The 22,873-nt window shown below is 63.8% G+C and carries 13 protein-coding genes, 1 tRNA gene and 3 pseudogenes; 13 read left to right on the forward strand and 4 right to left on the reverse strand.

The window, feature by feature from the left end:
• Window position 1: 1 nt before the first annotated feature.
• Together M3G03_RS11875 and der are read left to right on the forward strand one after the other, a co-directional pair.
• Window positions 2-739 (forward strand): 1-acyl-sn-glycerol-3-phosphate acyltransferase, encoded by a 738-nt coding sequence (locus tag M3G03_RS11875; protein WP_259810229.1) that lies wholly within the window; start codon window positions 2-4, stop codon window positions 737-739.
• A 33-nt stretch (window positions 740-772) separates the two neighbouring features.
• On the forward strand, window positions 773-2,182 hold the full coding sequence (gene der, locus M3G03_RS11880; protein ID WP_259810231.1) for a ribosome biogenesis GTPase Der: 1,410 nt from the start codon (window positions 773-775) through the stop codon (window positions 2,180-2,182).
• Here der and M3G03_RS12965 read toward each other — a convergent pair.
• From M3G03_RS12965 to M3G03_RS11890, 3 genes and pseudogenes are all read right to left on the reverse strand, one after another.
• Window positions 2,179-2,313: pseudogene (locus M3G03_RS12965) on the reverse strand (DUF4241 domain-containing protein); the annotation flags it as partial. The gene der and the pseudogene M3G03_RS12965 overlap by 4 nt on opposite strands.
• A gap of 170 nt (window positions 2,314-2,483) precedes the next feature.
• Window positions 2,484-2,642, reverse strand: a complete 159-nt coding sequence (locus tag M3G03_RS11885; RefSeq protein WP_259810233.1) for a hypothetical protein — start codon at window positions 2,640-2,642, stop codon at window positions 2,484-2,486.
• Complete coding sequence (locus tag M3G03_RS11890; protein ID WP_259810235.1) at window positions 2,612-3,157, reverse strand: hypothetical protein; 546 nt, start codon at window positions 3,155-3,157, stop codon at window positions 2,612-2,614. The genes M3G03_RS11885 and M3G03_RS11890 overlap by 31 nt, the downstream gene beginning before the upstream one ends.
• 136 nt (window positions 3,158-3,293) lie before the next feature.
• On the opposite strand from M3G03_RS11890, the gene M3G03_RS11895 reads away from it, so the two are divergent.
• The 7 genes from M3G03_RS11895 (at window position 3,294) to M3G03_RS11920 (ending at window position 17,034) form a co-directional block, all read left to right on the forward strand.
• Window positions 3,294-3,367, forward strand: a tRNA-Pro gene (locus tag M3G03_RS11895).
• 230 nt (window positions 3,368-3,597) lie between these two features.
• Window positions 3,598-3,783 carry an excisionase family DNA-binding protein gene (locus M3G03_RS12970; RefSeq protein ID WP_396121957.1) on the forward strand — a complete coding sequence of 62 codons (186 nt, stop codon included), beginning with the start codon at window positions 3,598-3,600 and terminating at the stop codon, window positions 3,781-3,783.
• A 575-nt stretch (window positions 3,784-4,358) separates the two neighbouring features.
• A complete protein-coding gene (locus tag M3G03_RS11900) occupies window positions 4,359-7,259 on the forward strand; it encodes an SNF2-related protein (RefSeq protein ID WP_259810238.1) in 2,901 nt (966 codons plus the stop codon).
• Between the two features lie 60 nt (window positions 7,260-7,319).
• Window positions 7,320-9,305 carry a site-specific DNA-methyltransferase gene (locus M3G03_RS11905; protein WP_259810240.1) on the forward strand — a complete coding sequence of 662 codons (1,986 nt, stop codon included), beginning with the start codon at window positions 7,320-7,322 and terminating at the stop codon, window positions 9,303-9,305.
• Window positions 9,305-12,301, forward strand: coding sequence for a DEAD/DEAH box helicase family protein (locus tag M3G03_RS11910; protein WP_259810242.1), 2,997 nt, complete (start codon window positions 9,305-9,307; stop codon window positions 12,299-12,301). Before M3G03_RS11905 ends, M3G03_RS11910 begins: the two co-directional genes overlap by 1 nt.
• Window positions 12,298-14,319, forward strand: coding sequence for an AAA family ATPase (locus tag M3G03_RS11915; RefSeq protein WP_259810244.1), 2,022 nt, complete (start codon window positions 12,298-12,300; stop codon window positions 14,317-14,319). The genes M3G03_RS11910 and M3G03_RS11915 overlap by 4 nt, the downstream gene beginning before the upstream one ends.
• Window positions 14,320-14,454: 135 nt before the next feature.
• Window positions 14,455-17,034 carry an AAA family ATPase gene (locus M3G03_RS11920; protein WP_259810247.1) on the forward strand — a complete coding sequence of 860 codons (2,580 nt, stop codon included), beginning with the start codon at window positions 14,455-14,457 and terminating at the stop codon, window positions 17,032-17,034.
• A 211-nt stretch (window positions 17,035-17,245) separates the two neighbouring features.
• On the opposite strand, the gene M3G03_RS12975 is transcribed toward M3G03_RS11920, so the two are convergent.
• The gene (locus M3G03_RS12975; protein WP_396121958.1) at window positions 17,246-17,386 is read right to left on the reverse strand and encodes a helix-turn-helix domain-containing protein; all 141 of its coding nucleotides are present in this window, start codon (window positions 17,384-17,386) and stop codon (window positions 17,246-17,248) included.
• A gap of 56 nt (window positions 17,387-17,442) precedes the next feature.
• Between M3G03_RS12975 and M3G03_RS11925 the strand changes: the two are divergent.
• The 4 genes and pseudogenes from M3G03_RS11925 to M3G03_RS11940 form a co-directional block, all read left to right on the forward strand.
• A pseudogene (locus M3G03_RS11925) lies at window positions 17,443-18,083 on the forward strand (transposase); the annotation flags it as partial.
• Between the two features lie 1,182 nt (window positions 18,084-19,265).
• A complete protein-coding gene (locus M3G03_RS11930; RefSeq protein WP_259810249.1) occupies window positions 19,266-19,616 on the forward strand; it encodes a YciI family protein in 351 nt (116 codons plus the stop codon).
• 14 nt (window positions 19,617-19,630) lie between these two features.
• The gene (locus M3G03_RS11935; protein ID WP_259810250.1) at window positions 19,631-20,881 is read left to right on the forward strand and encodes an RNA polymerase sigma factor; all 1,251 of its coding nucleotides are present in this window, start codon (window positions 19,631-19,633) and stop codon (window positions 20,879-20,881) included.
• Window positions 20,829-22,852 (forward strand): annotated as a pseudogene (locus M3G03_RS11940) (OPT family oligopeptide transporter). The gene M3G03_RS11935 and the pseudogene M3G03_RS11940 overlap by 53 nt, the downstream one beginning before the upstream one ends.
• The last annotated feature ends 21 nt before the right edge of the window (window positions 22,853-22,873 follow it).

The following is a 22,873-nucleotide window of genomic DNA, read 5'->3' on the forward strand; positions in this document are numbered from 1 at the left end:
GATGAGCCTCGACCTCAGGGCAGCACTGCTTGAGACCAGCGTCCAGACCACACCCGCGACACCGGACCTGCCTCGACTCGATGCGTTGCCTCCCCTGAGGACGAGCCTCCTGAACACCTTGCGCGGCACCTTTCGCCAGGCGCTGAACCGCATGTACGACGTCACCGTGCACGGTCTCGACGGCGTGCCCACCACCGGTCCGGTGATCCTGGCCGCGAACCACATCGGGACGCTCGATGGCCCGCTGCTGGTCGCCAACACGCCCCGCTGCTGGGCGCTGGCCAAGAGTGAGCTCTTCGAGTCCAGGGTCGGCCCTTTCCTGCATGCGGTCGGGCAGATCCCCGTGGCCCGCGACTACGCCGACATCCGGGCGGTGAAGCGCTGCGTGCAGGTACTCCAGGCCGGTCACGCGCTGGGGATCTTCCCCGAGGGGCTGCGCGGTGTCGGCGACATGACGCGCCTGCGTGGGGGAGCGGCCTACCTCGCCATGGTCACCGGCGCACCGATCGTGCCGGTCGCCATTCTCGGGACCCGGATGCCCGGCACGCACATCAAGTCCACGCCGCCCATGGGTTCGACGATGCACATCGTGTACGGTGAACAGGTTCACATCCCGATGCAGGAGTGGCCGCGCCGCAAGGCTGACGTCGCCTCGGCGACCCAGTACCTGGCGCAGGTGTGCAGCGAGCACGTCCGCGCGGCGCAGCAGATGACCCGGATGAGCCTGCCCGGCGCGTGAGAGGCGCGGGGGCTCACAGACAAGGACCCCGCCATGACCGACGTTGAAGCCTTTGACCCCTCCGAGTACGAGGGCGACTTCCCCGACGAGTTCCGCGACTTCGCGCCGGAGGCCGGGCCCGCCGTGCCGAAGCCGGTGGTCGCGGTGGTCGGGCGTCCCAATGTGGGCAAGTCGACCCTGGTGAACCGCATTCTGGGACGCCGCGAGGCGGTCGTCCAGGACGTCCCCGGCGTCACCCGCGACCGCGTCAGCTACGACGCCAACTGGAGCGGGCGCGAGTTCGTCCTCGTCGACACCGGTGGCTGGGTCTCGGACGCGCGTGGGCTGGCCCAGCAGATCGCCGAACAGGCGGAGCTGGCCATCATGGCCGCCGATGCCGTGATGTTCGTCGTGGACGCCACTGTCGGCACCACCGATGAGGACGAGGCCGTCGTGCGCGTCCTGCGGCAGTCGAAAAAGCCCGTGGTGCTGGTCGCCAACAAGGTGGACGACCAGCGCACCGAGGCCGAAGCCGCGTCGATGTGGAACCTTGGCCTGGGACAGCCGTGGGCAGTTTCGGCCATGCACGGGCGGGGGACCGGCGACATGCTGGACGCGCTGCTCGAGGTGCTGCCCGAAACGCCGGCCGAAGGTGACCGTCCCGTGGGCGGGCCCCGCCGCGTCGCGATCGTCGGCAAGCCGAACGTGGGCAAGTCCTCCCTGCTGAACAAGATCGCCAGGGAGAAGCGCGTCGTCGTCTCCGACATCTCCGGCACCACGGTGGACCCCGTCGACGAGCTGGTCGAGGTCGGAGGCACCATCTACCGCTTCATCGACACCGCAGGAATTCGGCGTCGCGTGAAGGAGGCGTCAGGGCACGAGTACTACGCGTCCCTGCGCACCCAGACCGCCATTGAGCGCGCCGAGGTCTGCGTCGTGGTCATCGACGCGTCGGAGGAGATCTCCGAGCAGGACCTGCGCATCCTCTCGATGGTCGAGGACGCCGGCCGCGCCCTCGTGATCGCCTACAACAAGTGGGATCTCACCGACGAGGAGCGCCGCTACTACCTCACGCGCGAGATCGAGCGTGACGTCTACGGCTTCACCTGGGCCCCCCATGTCAACGTTTCGGCCCTGACCGGGCGCAATGTCGACAAGCTGGAGAAGGCCATCGAGATGGCGCTGGAGGGCTGGGAGACCCGCATCCCCACGGGCAAGCTCAACGCCTTCCTGGGGCGCGTTGCTGCGGCCCACCCGCACCCGGTGCGCTCCGGCAAGCAGCCGCGCATCCTGTTCGGCACCCAGGCGCAGAACTGCCCGCCCACCTTCGTGCTCTTCACCTCAGGGAAGTTCGACGACCAGTACAGTCGCTTCGTCGAGCGACGGCTGCGTGAGGACTTCGACTTCACCGGCACGCCCGTGCACGTTCAGGTGCGAGCCCGGGAGAAGCGCAAGAACCGCTAAAGACGTCCCACCCTGCGTGGGATCACCTCGAAGTCGACAACCAGTTGCGCGGGTCGGCCCTGGGCATCCAGCCCCCAGAAGGCCGGGTAGCCGCCGTCGCCCCACCCCGAACGGCACAGGACGCAAAGTCGGTCTTTCCCGGTGACGTGATGATCACGGCGTCCCTGTCGTCACTGGCGTATGCATCGGTGATTGCTTCGCGGGAGACTTCGTTCAGGGAGAGGAGAGTGGCCGCATCCGCGACGCCCACGCTGCCGCTGTCGACGCCGACGATGTGGCTGCCATTGGTCTCTGCCAGGGCCTATTGGACCACCGGGCTCGCTGTCAGCAGGACGCGCAGGGCTGCGCAGTCGCCCTCGTGGATGGCAACCTCAGCCCGCGCCCGGCCGGCTGCGACGCGCAGGTCGAGCACCTTGGCCTCGTCGGTGCTCAGGTAGAAGAAGTCCTGAAGACACAGCACTTCGCCGTGCTCGAACTCACCGACCGGACGAACCTGGATGCCGGACTCAAACAGGTCTCCAGGATTCTTGCGATCCTCTGAGGTGAGCGGCGGGGGAGTCTTCGTCGTGGCCCCGGCGAGGGCCCTTTCGACAGCACCGCTGGATGCACGCGATCCGGATCCTTCAGGTACTCCTTGACGTCGTTCATGCGCCAGTCGTCGTCGATGCGGCGAAGCTTGAACTCCACGAAGCGATAGGCGGCCTCGCGGACCGCGCTCACGGTGGCGTACTGCCCGCGGACGGCCACCTCCGTGAACCTGGTGGTGGCGGGATCGAAGGGACTGGCCCCCTGATACGAATCCGAGCTGACGAGGAACTTGTCCGTGCCGTGTTCCCTGGAGACTTCTCTACACGCTCGGCGCCAGTTCTCCCAGGCCTCGGGGTTCGGCGGGTCGAAGGTGCCTGCGGCTGCGGCATGGCGGCGCGTGTAGTCGGTCAGGAACGCGGTGACACGCTCTTCAGGGGTAGTGGCCACGGGCTTGGCTCCTCATCGATCGATGTGGGGACGATACCGGGGGGACGACGCGCGGCCGCCCCGAGTTGGGGGTTTCGGGCCGGATCCGCTAATGTTCTTCTTCGGGTCGAGACCGCTCTCGTGGTCAAAGGTCCGGCGGGCTGTAGCGCAGCTTGGTAGCGCACTTGACTGGGGGTCAAGGGGTCGCAGGTTCAAATCCTGTCAGCCCGACGTCCAAAGGGGCTTGTCAGAGCTAGTTTGCTCTGACGGGCCCCTTCTTCGTGCCCTATCGACATTACAGGATACGGTTCGCACCTCTCCTCGAGACCCGCGTTTCCCCCTTGTGATCAGGCGTTTCTCCGCGGTAAGTGACTCGTGATTCCCTGCCCCGGACCAGTGGCTAGGAGGTCCTTTGACCGGGTCGCGTGGGCACCGATAGGTGCCGACGTTGTTGCGTGAGCATGAATGCAGAGCAGCGCAGGGGTGACGTGGAGAGTGTGCAGTCAGCCGCTCGTCGCCTGGGTGTCTGCCCACGGACAGCACGGCGAATGATTGCCGACGGGCGACTACCGAGCTACCGGATAGGGGACCGACTGATCGGCGCCCAGCGGGCTGACGTGGACGCTTTGGTTCGCCGTGCAACATGAGTTCGACCATGGCGAACCTGCGGGTGAGAGTCGCACATACGAACCGCTGTCCGATGAAAATTCTGCCCTCTCTGGGCCCGCTTGAATCTCCTGTGTCAGCAGGGATCTCGGGAACTGTAGCGCCTCGTGTGCGAACTGGAAGTGGCGATCGGTACTGGCGGTCGGACCACTCGATGACGCAGTACAGGTCCCAACTCTCCGAATATTGCACGAAAGCAAAATCTGAGACAATGCTGAATGGGTTTATCGCAAGAAAGTCCTCGACGGATAGCGATTCTCCTTTTCCTGAAAATTGCGGATCATGAGAGAATGAAAGGTAGATCGCAGCGTCCCGGTCGAGCCGTCCGGCTCCCGCCTGCGACACCCCGACCCGCCCGAGCGGCGCGGCACGTTAGCGGTGTCGGAGGCCGCCGGTACCGTAGGACACGGCACTATGAGAACAACTTAGGACGCGCCCTCGGCGCGGAGGAGTACAACGCGATGAAGCGCAGGGCAGCACGGCCATCCCGCCGCGACGGCCGCCAGGCCGCCGCGGTTTCGTTGCGCTCGCGGCGCCCTGCTCGGAGGGTGTGCTGATGGCCACCTCGCTGACGGACTACCAGGCGAAGTACTACGCGCACGAGCTGCAGCGTAGCTACGCGAACGATCACGTCGGCAAGCTCGCCGGGCTCCTGTTCGACGCCCAGGTGGAGCCGAAGCCGCACCAGATCGACGCTGCCCTGTTCGCGCTGCAGACTCCGTTCCTGCCGGGCGTGATTCTCGCTGATGAGGTGGGCCTCGGTAAGACGATCGAGGCGGGCATCGTCATTTCGCAGTACTGGGCGGAGCGCCGCCGCAGCATCCTTATCGTCGCCCCGTCGAGCCTTCGGCAACAGTGGCAGCAGGAACTCTACGAGAAGTTCCTCATCCCGTCCGCCATCCTCGACCCGAAGTCGAAGGACTCGCTGCTTGACGCTGCGGGCGGCCGTTCGGCGCAGGTGTTGATCTGCTCGTATGAGTTCGCGCTCCGGCATGAGACGTCGCTTCTGAAGGCTTGGGATCTGGTGGTTGCGGACGAGGCGCACCGGCTACGCAACTACTGGACGGGCAAGACGAAGGCCGCCGAGGCGGTGGCGCACATCGTCAAGGGCGCACACAAGACGGTGCTGCTGACGGCGACGCCGCTGCAGAACAAGCTCGAGGAGCTGTACGGGCTGGTCTCAATCTTCGACCCGGACTATTTCTATTCCCTTGATGCCTTCCGGGAGCGGTACGTCAAGAACCGCGACCTGGGCGGTGATGACGACCTGGTGGAGCGTGTCGCCACAGTCTCGAAGCGCACCTTGCGCCGCGATGCGGACAAGTACATCCACTTCACCAAGCGCCTGCCCCTGACGGTTGAGTTCACCCCGTCGCCGGACGAGGTGCGGCTCTACGACTTGGTGAATGACTACCTGCAGCGCGACGAGCTGTTCGCCTTCGCCGGCAGTCAGCGCCACCTCTCTGCTCTGATCATCCGGAAGCGTCTCGGCTCGTCGACCTACGCGGTCGCGAGCACGCTGGAGAACATCGCCAACCGTCTGGCGAGCGAGGTTGCGGCTGGACAGCGCCGTGATGGCCGTGGTGGCCTCGTGGCAGCAGACTTCGCTGTAGACGACGAAATCACCAGCGAGGAACTGGAGGAGGCCGACGAGATCGACGGCACGGGCACCGGTGCCCGTGCGTCGTCGTTGCCGTTGGACGAGTCCTTGCTGGAGGCGATGCGTGCCGAGGTTGGGGAGCTGCGCGAGTACGCGGCGCTGGCCCGTTCGATCACAGAGAACCAGAAGGCGGTCAAGCTCGGAGAGGCGCTCGACCTCGGCTTTGAGCGGCTGCGCGAGCTGGGTGCTCCCGAGAAGGCCATCATCTTCACGGACTCGACGAAGACGCAGGAATACATCGCGCGTTCCTTGCGTGAGGCCGGTCGCGGCGAGGGCATCGTTCTTTTTAACGGGTCGAACAACGGGCCGGAGCAGACCGCGATCTACCAGGCGTGGTTGGAGAAGAACAGAGACGGCGACCTGATCACCGGCATTGTCTCCGTGGATCGTCGCAAGGCGCTCGTGGAGTACTTCCGCACCGAGGGCACGATCATGATCGCGACCGAGGCCGCAGCAGAGGGCATCAACCTTCAGTTCTGCTCGATGCTCGTCAACTACGACCTGCCCTGGAACCCGCAGCGGGTCGAGCAGCGCATCGGCCGCGTGCACCGCTTCGGGCAGAAGCACAACGTCGTCGTCGTGAACTTCTCGAACAAGGGCAACATCGCCGAGCAGCGCATCCTGGAGTTGCTGACGAACAAGTTCCAACTGTTCTCCAGCGTCTTCGGCGCCAGCGACGAGGTGCTCGGCGCGATCGAGGACGGACTCGACTTCGAGAAGACGATCAGCGACATCCTCACCCGCTGCAGAACCGCCGACGAACTGGACGCCGCGTTCAGGGAGCTTGAAGAACAGTACGCGGGCGAGATCTCCCGTGAGATGGCCAGCGCCAAGGCGAAGGTCTTCGACAACCTCGACCCCCACGTCCAGGATCGCCTCAAGGCCTACGACGCGCAGTCCGGCGAGGTGCTCAACAAGTTCGAGCGCCTACTGCTCGCGGTAACCCGGCACGAACTGGACGAGCACGCCACCTTCGAGGGCGACGGGCGCACCTTCGTGCTGAACCAGTCGCCAGTGAAGGACGCGCCTACCGGGCGCTACTTCTTCAAGTCCCAGCCGCTGGAGAACGCCCACCAGTACCGTTACGCGAGCCCGCTGGCCCAGCACGTCGTCGAGACCGCCAAGACCCACGACACCCCGGCACGCGAACTGACCTTCTCGCTGAGCCAGTCGGAGCGCGTCAGCAGCGCGATTCGCGCACTGGAGGGCACTAGCGGTGAGCTCACCGTCAGCGTCGCGACCTTCCGGATGAGGGCGCGCGACGAGGATGTCTCTGAGTCCTACATGCTTGCCGGTGCCCTGAGCGATGACGGCCGGTGGCTCGACGAGGAGTACGTCGCAGACATCCTTGACCTCGCCTGCATCGATGTCGGCACGCAACCGGTGGCGATCGACGAGAGCCGCTTCATGCCGCATCTCGACACTCGCCGGGCTGAGCTGGAGAAGGAAGTCCAGGGTCGCAACGCTCGCTACTACGACCAGCAGGAGGAACTGCTCTACCGCAACCAGCAGGATCGTAAAGCCGAGCACGAGGGCAAGATCCGCGAGTACCGCGCCAAGGAGAAGGAAGCCCGCAAGCTCGCCCGGCAGGCCGACGACCCGATGGAGCAGCTGCGGCTCAAGAAGGAGGCCCGGAAGTGGGAGCAGCGTGCCGAGGAGGCCGACGAGGACTTCCGCGATACACGCAAGAAGCTCCGGGCCGAGGCCGACAAGTACCTCGAGCTGATCGAGCAGTCGCTCCAGGGAACCCAGGAGACCGAGCACCTGTTCACGATTCGCTGGCGGATCGCCACATAGACCACGGGTCATTCACGAACCCGACACAAATTGTTAAAAGCATGAAAGAGAATCACGCGAATGACTGACGAGATCTACGAAACACCATCCACTACACCGAACTTCCAGACCGAGCTGGCAGCGCAGCTTGCCGATCTGATTCCCGAGGCCGTCGCCGACGGCAAGGTGGATGTCGAGAAGCTCAAGGAACTCCTTGACGGCGACGTAGCCGACAGCAGCGAGCGGTTCGGGCTGTTCTGGCCCGGCAAGAAGCGAGCCCTCCGCGCCGCGCAGGAGCCGACCACGGCGACGCTGAAGCCCGACTTCGAGAACTCGAAGGACTGGGACACGACGAAGAACGTCTTCATCGAGGGCGACAACCTCGAAGTGCTCAAGATTCTGCAGAAGCACTACCACGCAAAGATCAAGATGATCTACATCGACCCTCCGTACAACACCGGCAAGGACTTCGTCTACCCGGACAACTACAAAGAAGGCCTCGACACCTACCTCGAATGGACCCGCCAGGTCAACGAGGACGGCAAGAAGGTTTCGACCAATGCCGAGACCGAGGGGCGCTACCACTCCAACTGGCTCAACATGATGTACCCGCGCCTCAAGCTCGCGCGGAACCTGCTCACTGATGATGGGGTCATCTTCGTATCCATCGACGACCACGAGTACGACAACCTGAAGAAGCTGATGGACTTGGTGTTCGGGGAAACGAACTACCTGAACACATTTGTCTGGGTTAGCAATTTGAAGGGCCGTCAGATCTCGGCAAGCGGTGCGGCTGGAACCAAGGAATACATCCTCTGCTATGCCCGTCGAGGTGATGAAGCTGGGGAGTTCCGATCTTCTGGGAGCCAACTCAAAGCTCTGATGCCAACGGTCTACAAGGGTTTCAACTACACGGTCGAGCGGGATGAACACGGACCTTACGTGCTCAAGAACGAGCTGTATAACACCAACTCTGCATTCAACGAAGTCACGCGCCCCAACCTTGTCTTTGACATCTACTACAACCCCGAAACTCGGGCCGTAAAGACGGCGCCTGTGTCCGACGCGCACCTCCACCCGGGATTCGTCAAGATTTCACCAAAGCGGAATAATAATGGCACCAATCTCTACCACGCATTTCGCTGGAGCACGCGCAAAGTAGAGACCGAGTCTCACAATCTGGCATTTCTAGAGACTCCGAGCGGTTGGAAGGTTTACACAAAAGTCCGGGACGTCGACTCGGCAGCGCTGAAGGATATCGTAACCGATATCACCACGAACGAAGGCTCCACGGACATCGAGCGACTGGGGCTCGATTCCAAGTGGTTCGACTACCCGAAGCCCGTGAGCCTGATCAAAGTGCTGGTGGAGGCCGCATCAAGCAAGGATGCGATAGTCCTCGACTTTTTCGCCGGTTCGGCGACCACTGCGCAAGCGGTTATGGAGTTGAACGCCGACGATGGAGGGTCGCGACGCTTCATCCAGGTGCAGCTCCCTGAGCCGCTTGCGGAGAACTCGGAAGGGCGGAAAGCAGGCTTCGCGACGATCGCGGACGTTGCGGCGGCACGCATTCGCGCGGTCGCCGACCGTGCGAATGCGAAGATGGAGGGTCGCCTCGATACGACCGGACCGACGGACTTTGGATTCCGCGCGTACACGCTAGCTGACACGAACTTCGCCAAGTGGCGGCTGTCGAGCGATGTCGAGGAGGACGCGCTGCAGCAGCACCTGTTGAGCCTTCGTGACAGTGCGACCGATGACGCGACTGCCGATGATCTACTCACCGAGATTCTGCTCAAGCAGGGCTACTCGCTGACTGAAGACATTGCGCCTGCCGAGATCGGTGGCCTCGATGTCCGTCTCGTTCGTGACCGTGACGGCGACATCGCCGTGTTGGCGTACCTGAACGAGCACGTCAAGCCGACACTCGAGCAGCTCCGCGCGCTCGTGGATGAGTCTCCGACGCGGATCATCGTGCTCGAGGACGCCTTCCAGGGCGATGACGAACTCAAGACCAACCTGGCCCAGCTCGCGAAGAGCAAGGGCATCGAGCTCTGGACGGCGTGATGAGTAGCGGGTTCAAGTTCGATGCCAGTCAGCCGTATCAGCTGGATGCGATCGCGTCCGTGGTTGACCTGTTCGACGGGCAGCCGAAGGATGCCGAGAAGCTGGTCACGACCTTGCGCGGCGCAGCGGTGTTGCCCGACTCAGATCAGGCTGCGCTCGACATCGACCTCACGCAGGAGGTCGGCGCGGTCGGCAACAGCCTCGTGCTTGACCGGGACCTGATCCTCGCGAACCTGCAGCGAGTGCAGGATCGCAACGGCCTTGAGGTGGCGCCGGCACTGGTTTCGACAGGCTCAACCACCGAATCAGGTCTCGACTTCGATATCGAGATGGAGACCGGCACGGGTAAGACCTACGTCTACCTGCGCACGATCTTCGACCTGGCTGTCCGGTACAACTTCACGAAGTTTGTGATCCTCGTGCCCAGCGTGGCGATTCGCGAGGGTGTCAGCACGAGCATCCGGCTCATGCGCGAGCACTTCGAGAGCCTCTACAAGCCGGAGGGCATCACCTTTGATGCCTCGATCTACAGCGGCAAGAACGCCGAAGAGGTGCAATCGTTCGCGAGTTCGACGAACGTGCAGATCCTCATCATGACGATCGACTCCATCCGTGGCAACGCGAACACCCGCATCATCCACCAGACCCGTGACAAGCTCAACGGGTTGCGGCCCATTGACTACCTGAAAGCGACCCACCCGGTCGTCATCATGGACGAGCCGCAGAACATGGAGTCGCAGCTCTCGCAGTCGGCGGTCGGCGAACTCGACCCGGTCTTCACGCTGCGCTACAGCGCGACGCACAAGAGGCAGCGCAACGTCGTCTACCGGCTCGACCCGGTCGACGCCCACGATCTCGGTCTGGTGAAGCAGATCGTTGTGGCAGAGGTGGCCCAGCAGGGCGCCGATGCGACGCCGTATATCAAGCTGGTTGAGGTGCGGCGTGAGCCGTCGTGGTCGGCCCGGCTGGAGCTGTCCTGCCGCAAAGCCGATGGCTCCCTTGAGCGTCGGGTCGTGAGCGTGAAGCAGCACCAGGAGCTATCGGATACGCGCCTGACGAACAACCCGATCTACGAGGGCTGGCGCATAAACGAGATGAGCATCGAGCCCGCCTACGTCGACCTCACCACCCACGGGTTCCTGTACGAGGGCGAGAGCATCGGTGCCTCGGCCGGCGCGATCTACAAGGAGATGATCCGCGAGACCATCCGCGAGCACCTGCGCAAGGAATCGATGCTCCGCGCCAAGGGCATCAAGGTGCTCAGCCTCTTCTTCGTCGACAAGGTCGCCAGTTATCTGGGCGACGGCACGAACAACGACGACGCGAGCGGCGACTTCGTGCAGTGGTTCGACGAGATCTTGGTAGAGGAACGTGCGAAGTCTACGCGCTACCAGGAGCTGCTGCCGCAGGCACCGAGCGAGCTGCGCCGGGCCTATTTCTCACAGATCAAGCGCGGCAAGACAACCACCTTCCAAGACTCGTCCGGCACCACCAAGGCCGATGACGACGCCTACGAACTGATCATGCAAGACAAGGCTCGATTGCTGGACGAGAACGAGCCCGTGCGGTTCATCTTCAGCCACTCTGCCCTGCGCGAGGGCTGGGACAACCCGAACGTCTTCCAGATCTGCACCCTGCGCGAAATGGGCGCTGAGACCGAGCGCCGTCAGACCCTCGGCCGTGGTCTGCGCCTCCCCGTCGCCAAGACCGCTGACGGCTACGCCCGCGTGGCTGACCGGGGCGTCGCGACGCTGACGGTCGTTGCGAACGAGTCGTACACGAAGTTCGCGGACACGCTCCAGCGTGAGTACAAGGACGCCGGCGTCGAGATCGGCCGGGTGCGCCGGGCCGAGTTCTCGAAGATCCCGCTGCAAGGCGAGAACGGTGCGCTCTCCGACGACCAGTTCGGCTACCAGCGATCCGTCCTCGTGTGGGAGCACCTCAAGGACAAGGGCTTCATCGACAAGGACGGCGCGGTCACCTCGAAGTTCCAGCCGAACCAGCTCGGCTTCGACCTCGGCCTGCCGGTCGACTTCGTCTGGGCTGAGTCGATCATCATCGAGCTGGTCGAACGCGCCAACATCGTCAAGTACGTCAAGCCGGCCAGCAAGCGCCAGCCGCGCGTGCCCAACAAGCAGCTCTACTCGAACCCGGAGTTCGAGGAGTTCTGGGAGACGATCAGCCAGAAAACCACCTACCACGTCAAGGTTGGTCGCGACCAGCTAATCGAGAAGGCTGTCCGCACGATCCGGGAAGCGCCGCACATCGATGCGCTGCGCATCCAGGTGACCCGTGCCGGAGTCAAGGTGCTGCGAGGCGGCGCAAAGGGCGAGGAGCTCGGCACCCGCTCGGCGAATCTCAAGGGCAGCTACGACCTGCCCGACATCATCACGGAGCTGCAGGAAGCCACTTCCCTTACCCGCAAGACCATTGTCGACATCCTGATCGGCAGTGGCCGGCTGAGCGAGTTCATCGGCAACCCGAACGACTTCATCGCGATGACCAAGCGCGCCCTCCAGAGCGAGCTGGCGAAGATCGTGGTCGACGGCATCCAGTACGAGCGGATCGCAGGCTCGGTCTACGAACTGCGCGAGTTGCAGCGGGACGGCGAGGAGGAGAAGGAACGCTTCCTCGACCAGATGTACAAGGTGCAGCACACCCAGAAGACCGACTTCGACTACGTCGTCTTCGACTCGGACGTCGAGCGCCAGTTCGCGGAACTGCTCGACTCCCGCGAGGACATCAAGCTGTTCATGAAGCTGCCCAACAAGTTCAAGATCGACACCCCCGTCGGCCCATACAACCCCGACTGGGCAATCATCAAGCAGGAGGACGGCGAAGACCGGATCTACATGATCCGCGAGACGAAGAGCACGCTCGACGACTCGAAGCTGCGCCCAACCGAACTCGCCAAGATCAAGTCCGCCAAACGCCACTTCGAAGCCATCGGCATTCACGACTACGCGCGGGCGGTACCGGGGGCTTGGAGGCTATGAGGCTCATCTCTGCTCACGTCCAGGGCTACGGCCGGATCGTCGATTCCAAGATCAACTTGGATGCGAAGGTCATCGCTATCGTGGGGCCGAATGAGGCAGGCAAGACCACCCTGCTCAAGGCGCTCGCTCACGTCGATGGCGAGACCGCCGTGCCGGTACCTCAGCGTTCGCGAGCTACCGAAGTAACCGATCAGACCCGTGTGACGACCTTCGACTACATCGTGGAGGAGGAAGATTGCACTGCCCTTGCGGATCTCGACTTGCACGAGCATCCTACTCGCGCCTACGTTGCACGCTCCGCTTCCGGAGAGAAGCTCATCGTCGACCTGCTTCCAGCGCCTCGAAAGCCCGTGCGGCCACTCCAAGATGCACTCGACACTCTTAAGGCAGCAGCCGCCAAAGAAGAGCTTGATGACTGGATCGATCCGAACACTACGTATGCCGATCCGGGGTCTGACGATCCGCATGATTACCGGGCGGAGCTCAGCTCCGTGGTCGAGGCTGTCGAGGCTGCCGTCGCGGAGGTCGGAAGTGATCTTCCTGCCGAAGTAGTTCAGGCTGCGCAATCCCTCCGGGGTGTCACGCTTGCTGACGACGTCGATGCGGAGCCGTTGCATGCGGCCTTCGATGCGATCATCGCGTGGTCTGAGCGAGAAGACCCCGCTCCAGCCGCTCGCGACCGCATCTGGAGGCGCACGCCGGACTTCATCCTCTTCGACGAGGCCGCTCGCTCAATTCAATCCGCTTACACGTTCGACGACGCGCTGATCAACGACACCCCAGTCGCACTTGCGAACCTTGCGGGCACCGCGTCACTCGACCTCGCAGAGCTCCTCCAGTTCGTTCGAACAGGAGACATCGCGCGTCGACGAACGGCGATCGTCCAGGCCAACAGCCGAATGGACGCCATCTTCGACGAAGCGTGGAAACAGTCGAAGCTGGCTGTCCACTTCGAGCTTGACGGTGATCAGCTTCGCATCGAACTCATGGAGGACGGCGACAACATCACAGTCTTCGACGAGCGCAGTGCCGGCCTCCGAATGTTCGTCGCTCTGATCGCCTTCCTGAAGGTTCACGGTTCGGAACGTGCGCCGATCTTGCTCATCGACGAGGCAGAGAACCATCTCCACATCGATGCGCAAGCGGATCTGGTCAACATGTTCGTCACGCAGGAACACGCGATCAAGGTCATCTACACGACCCACAGCCCTGCGTGCCTTCCGCCCGACCTTGGCACTGGGATTCGTGTTGTCGTACCGCGCCACGACAACTTCCAAGTGAGCGACGTGAAGAACAGCTTCTGGCAAGGTGCAGCAGGCTACTCGCCTCTTATGCTTGCGATGGGTGCAGCGGCCGCCGCCTTCACACCCGCTCGCTACGTCGTCCTGGCCGAGGGCGCCACCGAGATGATCCTCCTACCTACGCTGATACGCTCCGCAACTGGACGGACGGATCTGCCCTACCAAGTGGCGCCAGGACTGTCCGAAGTCCCAAACGACTTCCTGCCAAAACTCGACCTCGAGGCTGCTCACGTCGCATACCTCGTCGACGGTGATGATGGCGGGGCGAAGCTGAAGACTGCCCTCACAGATGCAGGCGTGCCAGAGAGCCTGATCGCTGAGCTGGGATTGCCGGGGATCGAGAACGCCCTCGAGCCGGACGCCTACAGGGCTGCGATCTCGGCGCTGCTTCCGGAGTGCAATCCAGGAGTCGCTGCAAGCGATCTTCCAGAAGTGCCACCGATCGCAGCAGAGACGGGCGCTTCGGCTGCTAAGTGGATGTACGACTGGATCAAGAGAGTCGGGATAAAGGCTCCGTCTAAAGTGGCGGTCGCGAATTGGCTAGTTGAGAACGACCGATCAACGCCGAGCGCTGAAGGCTCGGCGGTGTTGGTGTCGCTCCACGCAAACCTGGAGCGGGCGCTCGGGATCGAGGGCAATGAGAGCTCAACGAAGTCAGGACGGGCAGATCCGCTGCTCCACGGCGGAGCCCAACGTGGCGACGGAGGCGCGGCATGATTTCGGTCTATCCACTCAGGTCGGAAGAACCCCTTAGCCGGGTCTTGCAAGCCACACATACAGTGCGTAACCACCTTCTCAAACCATGCCAGATCGCCAGCCATTCGCGCCTCAGCTCGTTCGGGAGATCTCCTCATGGCGTCCATTGAGCAAGACATCCTCGAATGGGTAAAAGGGCGACCCTCCTGGCAGCGCAACCTTCTCAAGCGGATCGCCCGCGGTGAGGCTGTCGATGACGCCTACATCGCCTCGGTCGCGCAGGCGATCGTCGAGAAGAAGGTCACGCTGGAGACGCCGGAGCTCGCCGCCGCCGACCTGCCGACCGGGACTGCGGGAGGGAACACCGTACAGTTAGGGAGCATCGGCGAACTGAAGTTCGTCAATGCGCTTCTCGACGATCAAACGCTGACGTTCGGAGCAACAGGCGTCACCGTCATCTACGGTGACAACGGCAGTGGAAAGTCAGGCTACGCCCGACTCGTCAAAAGCGTAGTCGGCGCTCGGCACCATGAGGAGATTTTACCGGACGCCTTCGCGTCGTCGACCGGAACGCAATCCGCGCAGATAACCTACTCGCTCGGTGATGCCGTGATTTCTGAGGCATGGCCGGGTCTCCTGGAACCGGCGCTGAACCAGGCGCACTTCTACGACGAAGCTTGTGGCAACGATTATCTCGACCGCGATACCGAGCTTGCGTACCGACCCTCGGTGCTCACCTTGCTCGATGAGCTGATTGTCCAAGTGGACGCCGTGCGCGCCGCGATCGATGTGATGATCAAGGCCAACGAAGCCATAGCGTTTGTGCGGCCGGCCGTTCCACCCGGAACAGCGGCCGACGCTTTCCTGAAGTCTCTTTCGGCGACCACGACACAGCAGGAAAGTGACAAAGCGCTTGCCCTTCCCGCCGAACCCAAGGTGGCGCATGCCGAGCTGGTGAAAGAGGAAGCCCGTCTCAAGACGACCGATCCTGCGAAGGAGAAGCAACGTTTGCTTTCCGCCGCCACACGGGTCGAAGCTTTGGCCGATCACTTGGAGACAGTCGGCACACAACTGTCGCCAGCCCGTGGCGATGAGCTGCTCGCCATGCAGACCGCAGCGACGACGCTTCGTTCTGCTGCCACCGAGGCGTCCAAGACCTCGTTTGCGGACGAACCACTCGCTGGTGTGGGCAGCAGCACATGGCGCGCGCTCTGGCAGGCCGCGGAGAACTACTCTGTGGCCGAGGCGTACCCAGGCCATGACTTCCCGGTGACCGGGGATGGGCAAGTCTGTGTGTTCTGCCAGCAACCGCTCCAGACCGATGCAGCAGAGCGCTTGCAGCGCTTCCACCAATTCGTTCACAACGACGTAGCAAAACGTGCCACGGCCGCAGAGGACGCTTTCAAAGGTGCAATCGAAGACCTGAAAACACTTGACGTCACCAACGAAGAGACCACAGAGGCAATCGGCTTCCTCGCGACCGAAGACAAGGTGTTCGCTGATTCGTTGACCGCCGCGCTCGAAACGGCAAAGCGGGCCAAGACCCGCATTGGCGAGCGTCTGCGCGGTGAGTCTGAGGAAGGGTGGATCGACCTGGTTGCTGTCGATCTCGACGACCTCCGCCAGCGCGCGACCGACCTCAAGGCCAAGGCCAACGCCATCGATGAGGTCGCCTTTGCCCGCACCCTCGCGGACTGCAAGGCGAAGCTCGCCGAGCTTGAAGGCCAGATGGCGATCGCAGGTGCGCGGTCTGAGATCGAGAAGGAGGTCGAGCGGCTCAATTATCACGCCGCCCTCAAGAAGATTCAGTCCACTGTCACGACGCAGCCGATCTCCGTCGTGAGCGGCAACCTGGCGCGCACCTACGTCACCGACCGGGTGAAGGATCATTTCGTCCGGGAATCGGAGCGACTCAAGCTCGAGCATGTGGTGCTCGGTGATCAAGGCTCGCCGAAGGGCAAGCTCCGCCACAAGCCTGCGCTCCTCGGCGCCTCGAGCAGTTCCCCGAAGGCGGTACTCAGCGAAGGAGAGCAGACCGCCGCGGGCCTCGCGGGCTTCTTCACCGAGGTCGAGTTCGATGACACAAAGTCGGCAGTGATACTAGATGACCCAATGTCCTCGCTCGACCACGAGCGTCGCGAGAAGGTGGCGCGGCGCATCGTCGAGATCGCGAACGACCGGCAGGTCATCGTCTTCACCCACGACCTGATGTTCCTCGGCGAGATCGTTAAGGCCAGCGATGAACTTGGTGTGAAACTCACCGAGCGAGCGATTGAGCGCAATGGTGCGCGCAAGCCGGGTCGAGTCATTGACGGCTACCCGTGGAAGGCGAAGGACGCCAAGCAGCGCATCGGCGACTTGCAGGCGGACCTGGATCGGCTCAAGAAGAACCAGGCTGATATGAACGCCGACGACTACGAGCGCGCCACCTGTGAGTGGGCAGGCAAGCTCTCTGAGACTTGGGAACGCATCGTGCGCAGCGAGGTCGCCTTCAAGCTCGTCGATCGCGGCACGACTAATGTCCAGCCGAAAATGTTCCGCATCGCCGCGAAGATCACGGACGCGGACAACACCGACTTCCAGTCCGGTTACGGAGCAACCTCCAAGTGGGCCAGGCGTCACGACAAGAGCGAAGAGAGCAACTACGTGCCTCCGACCGCGGACGAGATGCAGGTCGAGCTGGACCGGATCAAGGCCTGGCGGGAACGTGTCAGCCAGTATGGGGCCGGTGCGTAGTGGGGGTTCTTACCCTCGCTATTGTTGTGCTCGGCCTGCTCATCGCGTGCCTGAATTTCGGCTGGCAGATCGCGAGCTGGCTTCTTGATGGGTACCGGGTCTTTTCTTCGCGGACAGCCCGGTCGCACTCGGTAGCCTGGGAATCGTGCGCCCCGTCCGGAGAGCAACGGCTTCGCGACCGTTGAGCCTTCCGAGGAGTAGTTACCGTTGATCACCGACGGCGCAACACTCGCCTGATCGTCGACTCGCTCACTCCGTACATCTCCATCAGCTCGCGACGGGTCGTTCCGCTGGCGAACAAGCGTCGCGCCTCAGCTTTCTGCTCTGGGCTGACCCCGTGATGTAGGTCCAGTCGTTGTGTGAGTCGTCTTGATGCTCGCTGCTGCGGGCAGGAAGACTGGTCTCATCATGACGAACACGAGGAAGCGGCACACGCCTGAGCAGGTCGTGCGCAAGCTCGGACAGGCCGACCGGATGCTGGCCGATGGCGCGGACGTCGCGGCGGTGTGCCGCGAGCTGGGCGCGTCGGAACAGACGTACTACCGGTGGCGCAACCAGTACGGCGGGCTCAAGGCCGACGACGCCAAGCGCCTCAAGGAGCTCGAGAAGCAGAACGCCACCCTCAAGCGTCTGCTCGCTGAAGCAGAGCTGGAGAAGGCGGCGCTGAAGGAGCTGGCAGAGGGAAACTTCTAGGCCCGGGCAGGAGGCGCGCCGCCGTCGCTCACCTCATCGCGAAGATGCGGGTGAGCGAGCGGATGGCGTGCCGGCTGACCGGGCTATCCAGGTCCGCCTACCGGCGCACCCTCAAGGCCGATACCGTCGCCGACCCCGACGCCGCCTTGCGTGAATGGCTGCGCGGTTACGCGGAGAAGCACCCCCGCTGGGGCTACCGGCGCGCGTACCACGACGCCCGCGGCGAGGGCTGGCAGGTCAACCACAAGAAGATCCAGCGGCTATGGCGCGAGGAAGGCCTACGGGTGCCCCAGCGACGTCGCCGTAAGCGCATCGGCTCCTCGACCGCGGACGTCCCCAAGGCGTGCGGCCCACACCCACGGGTGACTTACCCATGACCCACCGTCGGAGACAGCTCGTCATCATCACAGCCGTGAGCTTCACCCGAACATCTTGAAGCGAAAGCGTTTGGGTCACCTCCGGGGAGACCTGCGACACTCCCAACGATGACGGTGGCATCACTGAAGACGACGCGCCGACGGGCTGGGTCGCGTCCCGCTGTCCGCGACGACCGCAAGACCTGCCGCCTCATCGCTGATACCGAGGGCGCTTCACAGCGACGCGTTCTTGGTTCGGTCCTGAGGTTCGACCCATCAGGAACTCATCCAGATCACCCCCCACGGATCGCTACCGACCGGGTACACTCGGACCAAGCGAACCGCCCCGGTTCCCTGTAAACACAAGGGAATCCGCGAGTTCCCGAGACGATCTGCGGAGACCGGAAATCGACCGGATCCTCCAAGGGGTCGCAGGTTCAAATCCTGTCAGCCCGACTGCAACAGAATAGGCACCTGACAAGGTGTAATGTGCTGAGAAGAGCCCTTCCTGAGACACTCCGGAAGGGCTCTTCTCGTGCGACCTGGCACAGAACCTGGCCCAAGCCGATGAAGATCTCTCGAGCCGGGGAACCTGCGTGATCGCATGGCCGGACTTGGCACACCGTCGAGGGATGGGTCTGACATGCTGGGCCTACCGGTCAGCGAGGTACCGGATGGGACCAGGGGTCATCGTGGGATTGGAACAGCGGATCGCCGTCCTGCCCACCCGCGAGTGGATCGCGCTCTACAAGCAGGGTTTCAGGGCCAGGCAAGCAGGTCAGACGCTATTGGCCTGCCCGTGGCGTGGTGACGGTGGCGGAGACCGCTCCCCAGGCTCAGGCGAGGTTACTTGTTGCCTTGTGGCACCTGCGTCCCAGCGTGGTGTTCGATGCCCACGTCCAGGCTGACGGCATGTTGCTGCAACTCACCCACCCCTCCACTGGGCGCGTACTCCATCAGGCTGTCTGGGGTTGGGGTCACCGTAGCGGTAGCGGTGGAGCTCACAGTCGCGGTGGCGGTAACCGTGGGGGCCGTGGCCGGGGTGCCCCTGGAACCCTGGGGTGAGGTGTACTCGGACCAGGGTTGTCAAGAAGTTGGGAGCGGAGCTGTCGATTCTTGCCCTGGCGGCGCGACATCATGGTGACGGCATGCGCTGTCATTCACCAGAGGAAGGAGCAAATGATGAAGTACCTGGTCATGCTGATCGGCGACGGTGACGAGAAGCCCTGGGGTGACATGAGCTCGGACGAGCAAGGCGAGCTGATGCAGCGCTTCGGAGATTTCGATGCGGCGTGCACGGCCCGCGAAGGAGTTCAGATTCTGGCCGGGGAGGCGCTCGATGCTCCTTCGTCGGCGGCGGTCATGCGTACGCGTGAGGGCAAGGTGTCGCTCACCGAGGGGCCCTTTGCCGAGGCTCTGGAGGGCCTGGGTGGTTTCTACCTGGTGGAGGCACCCGATCTGGACACTCTCGTGGAGTTGCTGCGGGCATTGCCGCGCTATGACATGCAGATCGTTCCGACGATCGATGTCTGAGCGGTAGGCGTCGCATGCCGCAGGGCTCCGCCGCCGTCCTCGCGCACGAGGCTCTCGAGCAGGTCGTGCGCGAGGACTGGGGCCGCCTGCTCGGCGCACTCATCCGCCGTCACGGGCGTCCCGATCTGGCCGAGGACTGTCTGGCCGAAGCCGTGGCGAGTGCGGTCGACCAGTGGGTGAGGATGGGGGTGCCGACCAGCCCGGCCGGCTGGCTCGCCCACGTCGCGAGTCGGCGTCTTCTGGATGTGCTGCGTCGGGAAGCGACTGCTGCGGGAAAGGTCCATCTGGTGGCATCGCACGTCGAGGGCCGGCCTCAGCCCGAACTCGGGCCGGGCGGCCAGGTTGATGATCGGCTTCCGCTGCTCTTCTTGGCCGCTCACCCCGCTCTGGCACCCGAGGCACGACCAGCGCTGTCCCTGCGATTTGTCCTGGGCGTCCCCACGGCCGACATTGCGGCGCTGTTCATGGTGCCAACGCCCACCATGGCGGCTCGTGTGACGCGGGCCAAGAAGCGGCTTCGGGACATCGGTGCTGCCTTCGCCGTGCCTGCGGCCGAGGCGCTTCCCGAGCGTACCGACGATGTCGCGCGGGCCATCTATCTGGCGTTCACTGCTGCCTACGCCCCACGAGAAGGCGCCGACGTCGTGGCAGTGTCAGCTGCTGGCGATACCGCCCGCCTGGCCCGCCTGGCCTCGGAGTTGGTTCCGGGTACGCCGGTTTTCGACGCGCTGTGCGCGTTGGTGACCTTGCAGCACGCCCGACGTGAGGCGCGCGCCGATGCTGACGGTGGCCTTGTGCGGCTTGCCGACCAGGATCGCAGCCGATGGCATAGGGATGAGATCGACAGCGGGGTAGCGATCCTGCGGAGGATCGAACCCACTACGGGATTTGCCGAGGAGCGTCGCTTGCAAGCGCTGATCGCTGCCTTCCACGCCACCGCCGCTACTGCGGCCGACACCGACTGGGCGGCGATCGTTCGCGCCTACCAACGGCTCGAAGAACTGACAGGCTCACCGGTCGTCCGACTCAACCATGCGGTGGCTGTCGCCGAACTGTCGGGACCTCTGCAGGGCCTTCGGGTCCTGCAAGCTGCGGCTGATCAGCTCCCCGGCCACCATCGTGTGCACGCCGTTCGGGCCGAACTGTTGTGGCGTGAAGGACAGATCAGTGCAGCACGCGAAGCGTACAAAGCAGCCATTGCCCTTTGCCCGGATGGACCCGAACTCCGACACCTTCGCGGCCGGCTGGCCGCGATGGCCACCTAGGAGTGCTCGATGTGGTCGATGCGACACGCCGGGCGTAGGGTGGGGGAGCATTTCGGGCCATCGAGGCCCGGATCCTTACACAAGGAACCACTCCCGTGTCCCACAATGTTGCCCCCGCCCTTCGGGCGTGCGCGAGCTCACGCTCCGTGGCGTCCTCGTCGGTGGACTCATCACCCTGGTCTTCACTGCCGCGAATGTGTACCTGGGCCTCAAGGTTGGCCTGACATCCGCCACCTCCATCCCCGCCGCCGTCATCTCGATGGCGATCCTGCGCTACTTCCGCGACCACTCGATCGTGGAGAACAACATCGTCCAGACGATCGCCTCCGCAGCAGGCACCCTGTCAGCGATCATCTTCGTCCTCCCCGGTCTGGTGATGATCGGCTGGTGGGCCGGGTTCCCCTACTGGCAGACCGCTGCGGTCACCGCCCTGGGCGGAATCCTCGGCGTGATGTACTCCATCCCGTTGCGCCGCGCTCTGGTCACAGGCTCTGACCTGCCCTACCCCGAGGGTGTTGCCGCCGCAGAGGTCCTGCGTGTGGGTGACAGTTCCGAGGGCGCTGAGGAGAACAAGCGCGGTCTGTGGATCATCCTCGCCGGCGGCCTCTCCTCAGCGGCGCTCTCGCTGCTCGCCGCGATGAAGCTGGTCGCCGGATCCGTCGAGCGCGTCTTCCGCGGCGGCAGCGGCGGCACCGTCCTCGCGGGCAGCCTCTCCCTGGCCCTGATCGGTGTGGGTCACCTGGTGGGCATCACGGTCGGCATCGCCATGCTCGTCGGCCTCGTCATCTCCTTCGCCGTGCTGCTCCCGATGCGTACCGCGGGCCGCATCGAGGGCTCCCTGCCCGACAGCGTGTGGACGATCTTCTCCTCCGAGGTCCGCTTCATCGGCGCGGGGGCCATGGCGGTCGCCGCCATCTGGACGCTGCTCAAGATCATCGGCCCCATTGCCCGAGGCATCAAGGAGGCGCTGGCCTCCAACGCCCAGCGCCCATCGGGGTCCTGCTCTGGCTCTTCGTCAAGGACACCGCCATCGGCCACAATGCCTGGGGCATGGTGCTCATCAGCATCCTCTTCGTCCTGCTCATCGGCCTGGCGGTGGCGGGCGTGTGTGGTTACATGGCCGGTCTCATCGGCGCGTCCAACAGCCCCATCTCGGGTGTGGGCATCATCGTGGTCATCACCGCAGCCCTGCTCATCAAGGCGGTCCATGGCGCTCAGAGCACCGACCAGGTGTCGCCGCTCATCGCCTACACACTGTTCACCTCAGCCGTCGTCTTCGGCGTCGCCACCATCTCCAACGACAACCTGCAGGACCTGAAGACCGGCCAGCTCGTTGGCGCCACCCCGTGGAAGCAGCAGGTTGCGCTGGTGATCGGTGTCATCTTCGGCTCCATCGTGATCCCGCCGGTCCTGCAGCTGCTCAACACCAGCTTCGGCTTCGCCGGCGCGCCAAATGCCACCGAGAATGCCCTGGCGGCCCCGCAGGCAGCCTTGCTCTCCTCGCTTGCCAAGGGCGTCTTCGGCGGCGACCTCAACTGGGGCCTTCTGGGCCTGGGCGCCCTCATCGGGGTCGCGGTCGTGATCGTTGACGAGGTCATGGGACGCGCGAGCAAGAATCGCTTCCGACTCCCGCCCCTGGCGGTCGGCATGGGCATGTACCTGCCCATCAGCCTCACCCTGGTGATCCCGCTGGGCGCCATCGCCGGACTTTTCTACGACCGATGGGCCACTCGCACCGCCAACCCGGAGCGCACCAAGCGCTTCGGCACCTTGCTGGCCACCGGCCTGATCGTGGGTGAAAGCCTCTTCGGGGTGCTGTTTGCCGCGATTGTTGCCGCCACCGGTGATGACGAACCGCTCGCTGTGGTCGGCAAGAACTTCCAGGGCGCCGCTGAGCTGATCGGCATGCTCCTCTTCGTCGGCCTGGTCGTCGCCCTCTACCAGTGGGTGAAGAAGCTGGCCGTGCGCTGACGACACGGAAGAAACGAGGAC

Origin of the sequence: Aestuariimicrobium sp. p3-SID1156 (assembly GCF_025144225.1) — a bacterium.
Taxonomy (GTDB): Bacteria; Actinomycetota; Actinomycetes; order Propionibacteriales; family Propionibacteriaceae; genus Aestuariimicrobium.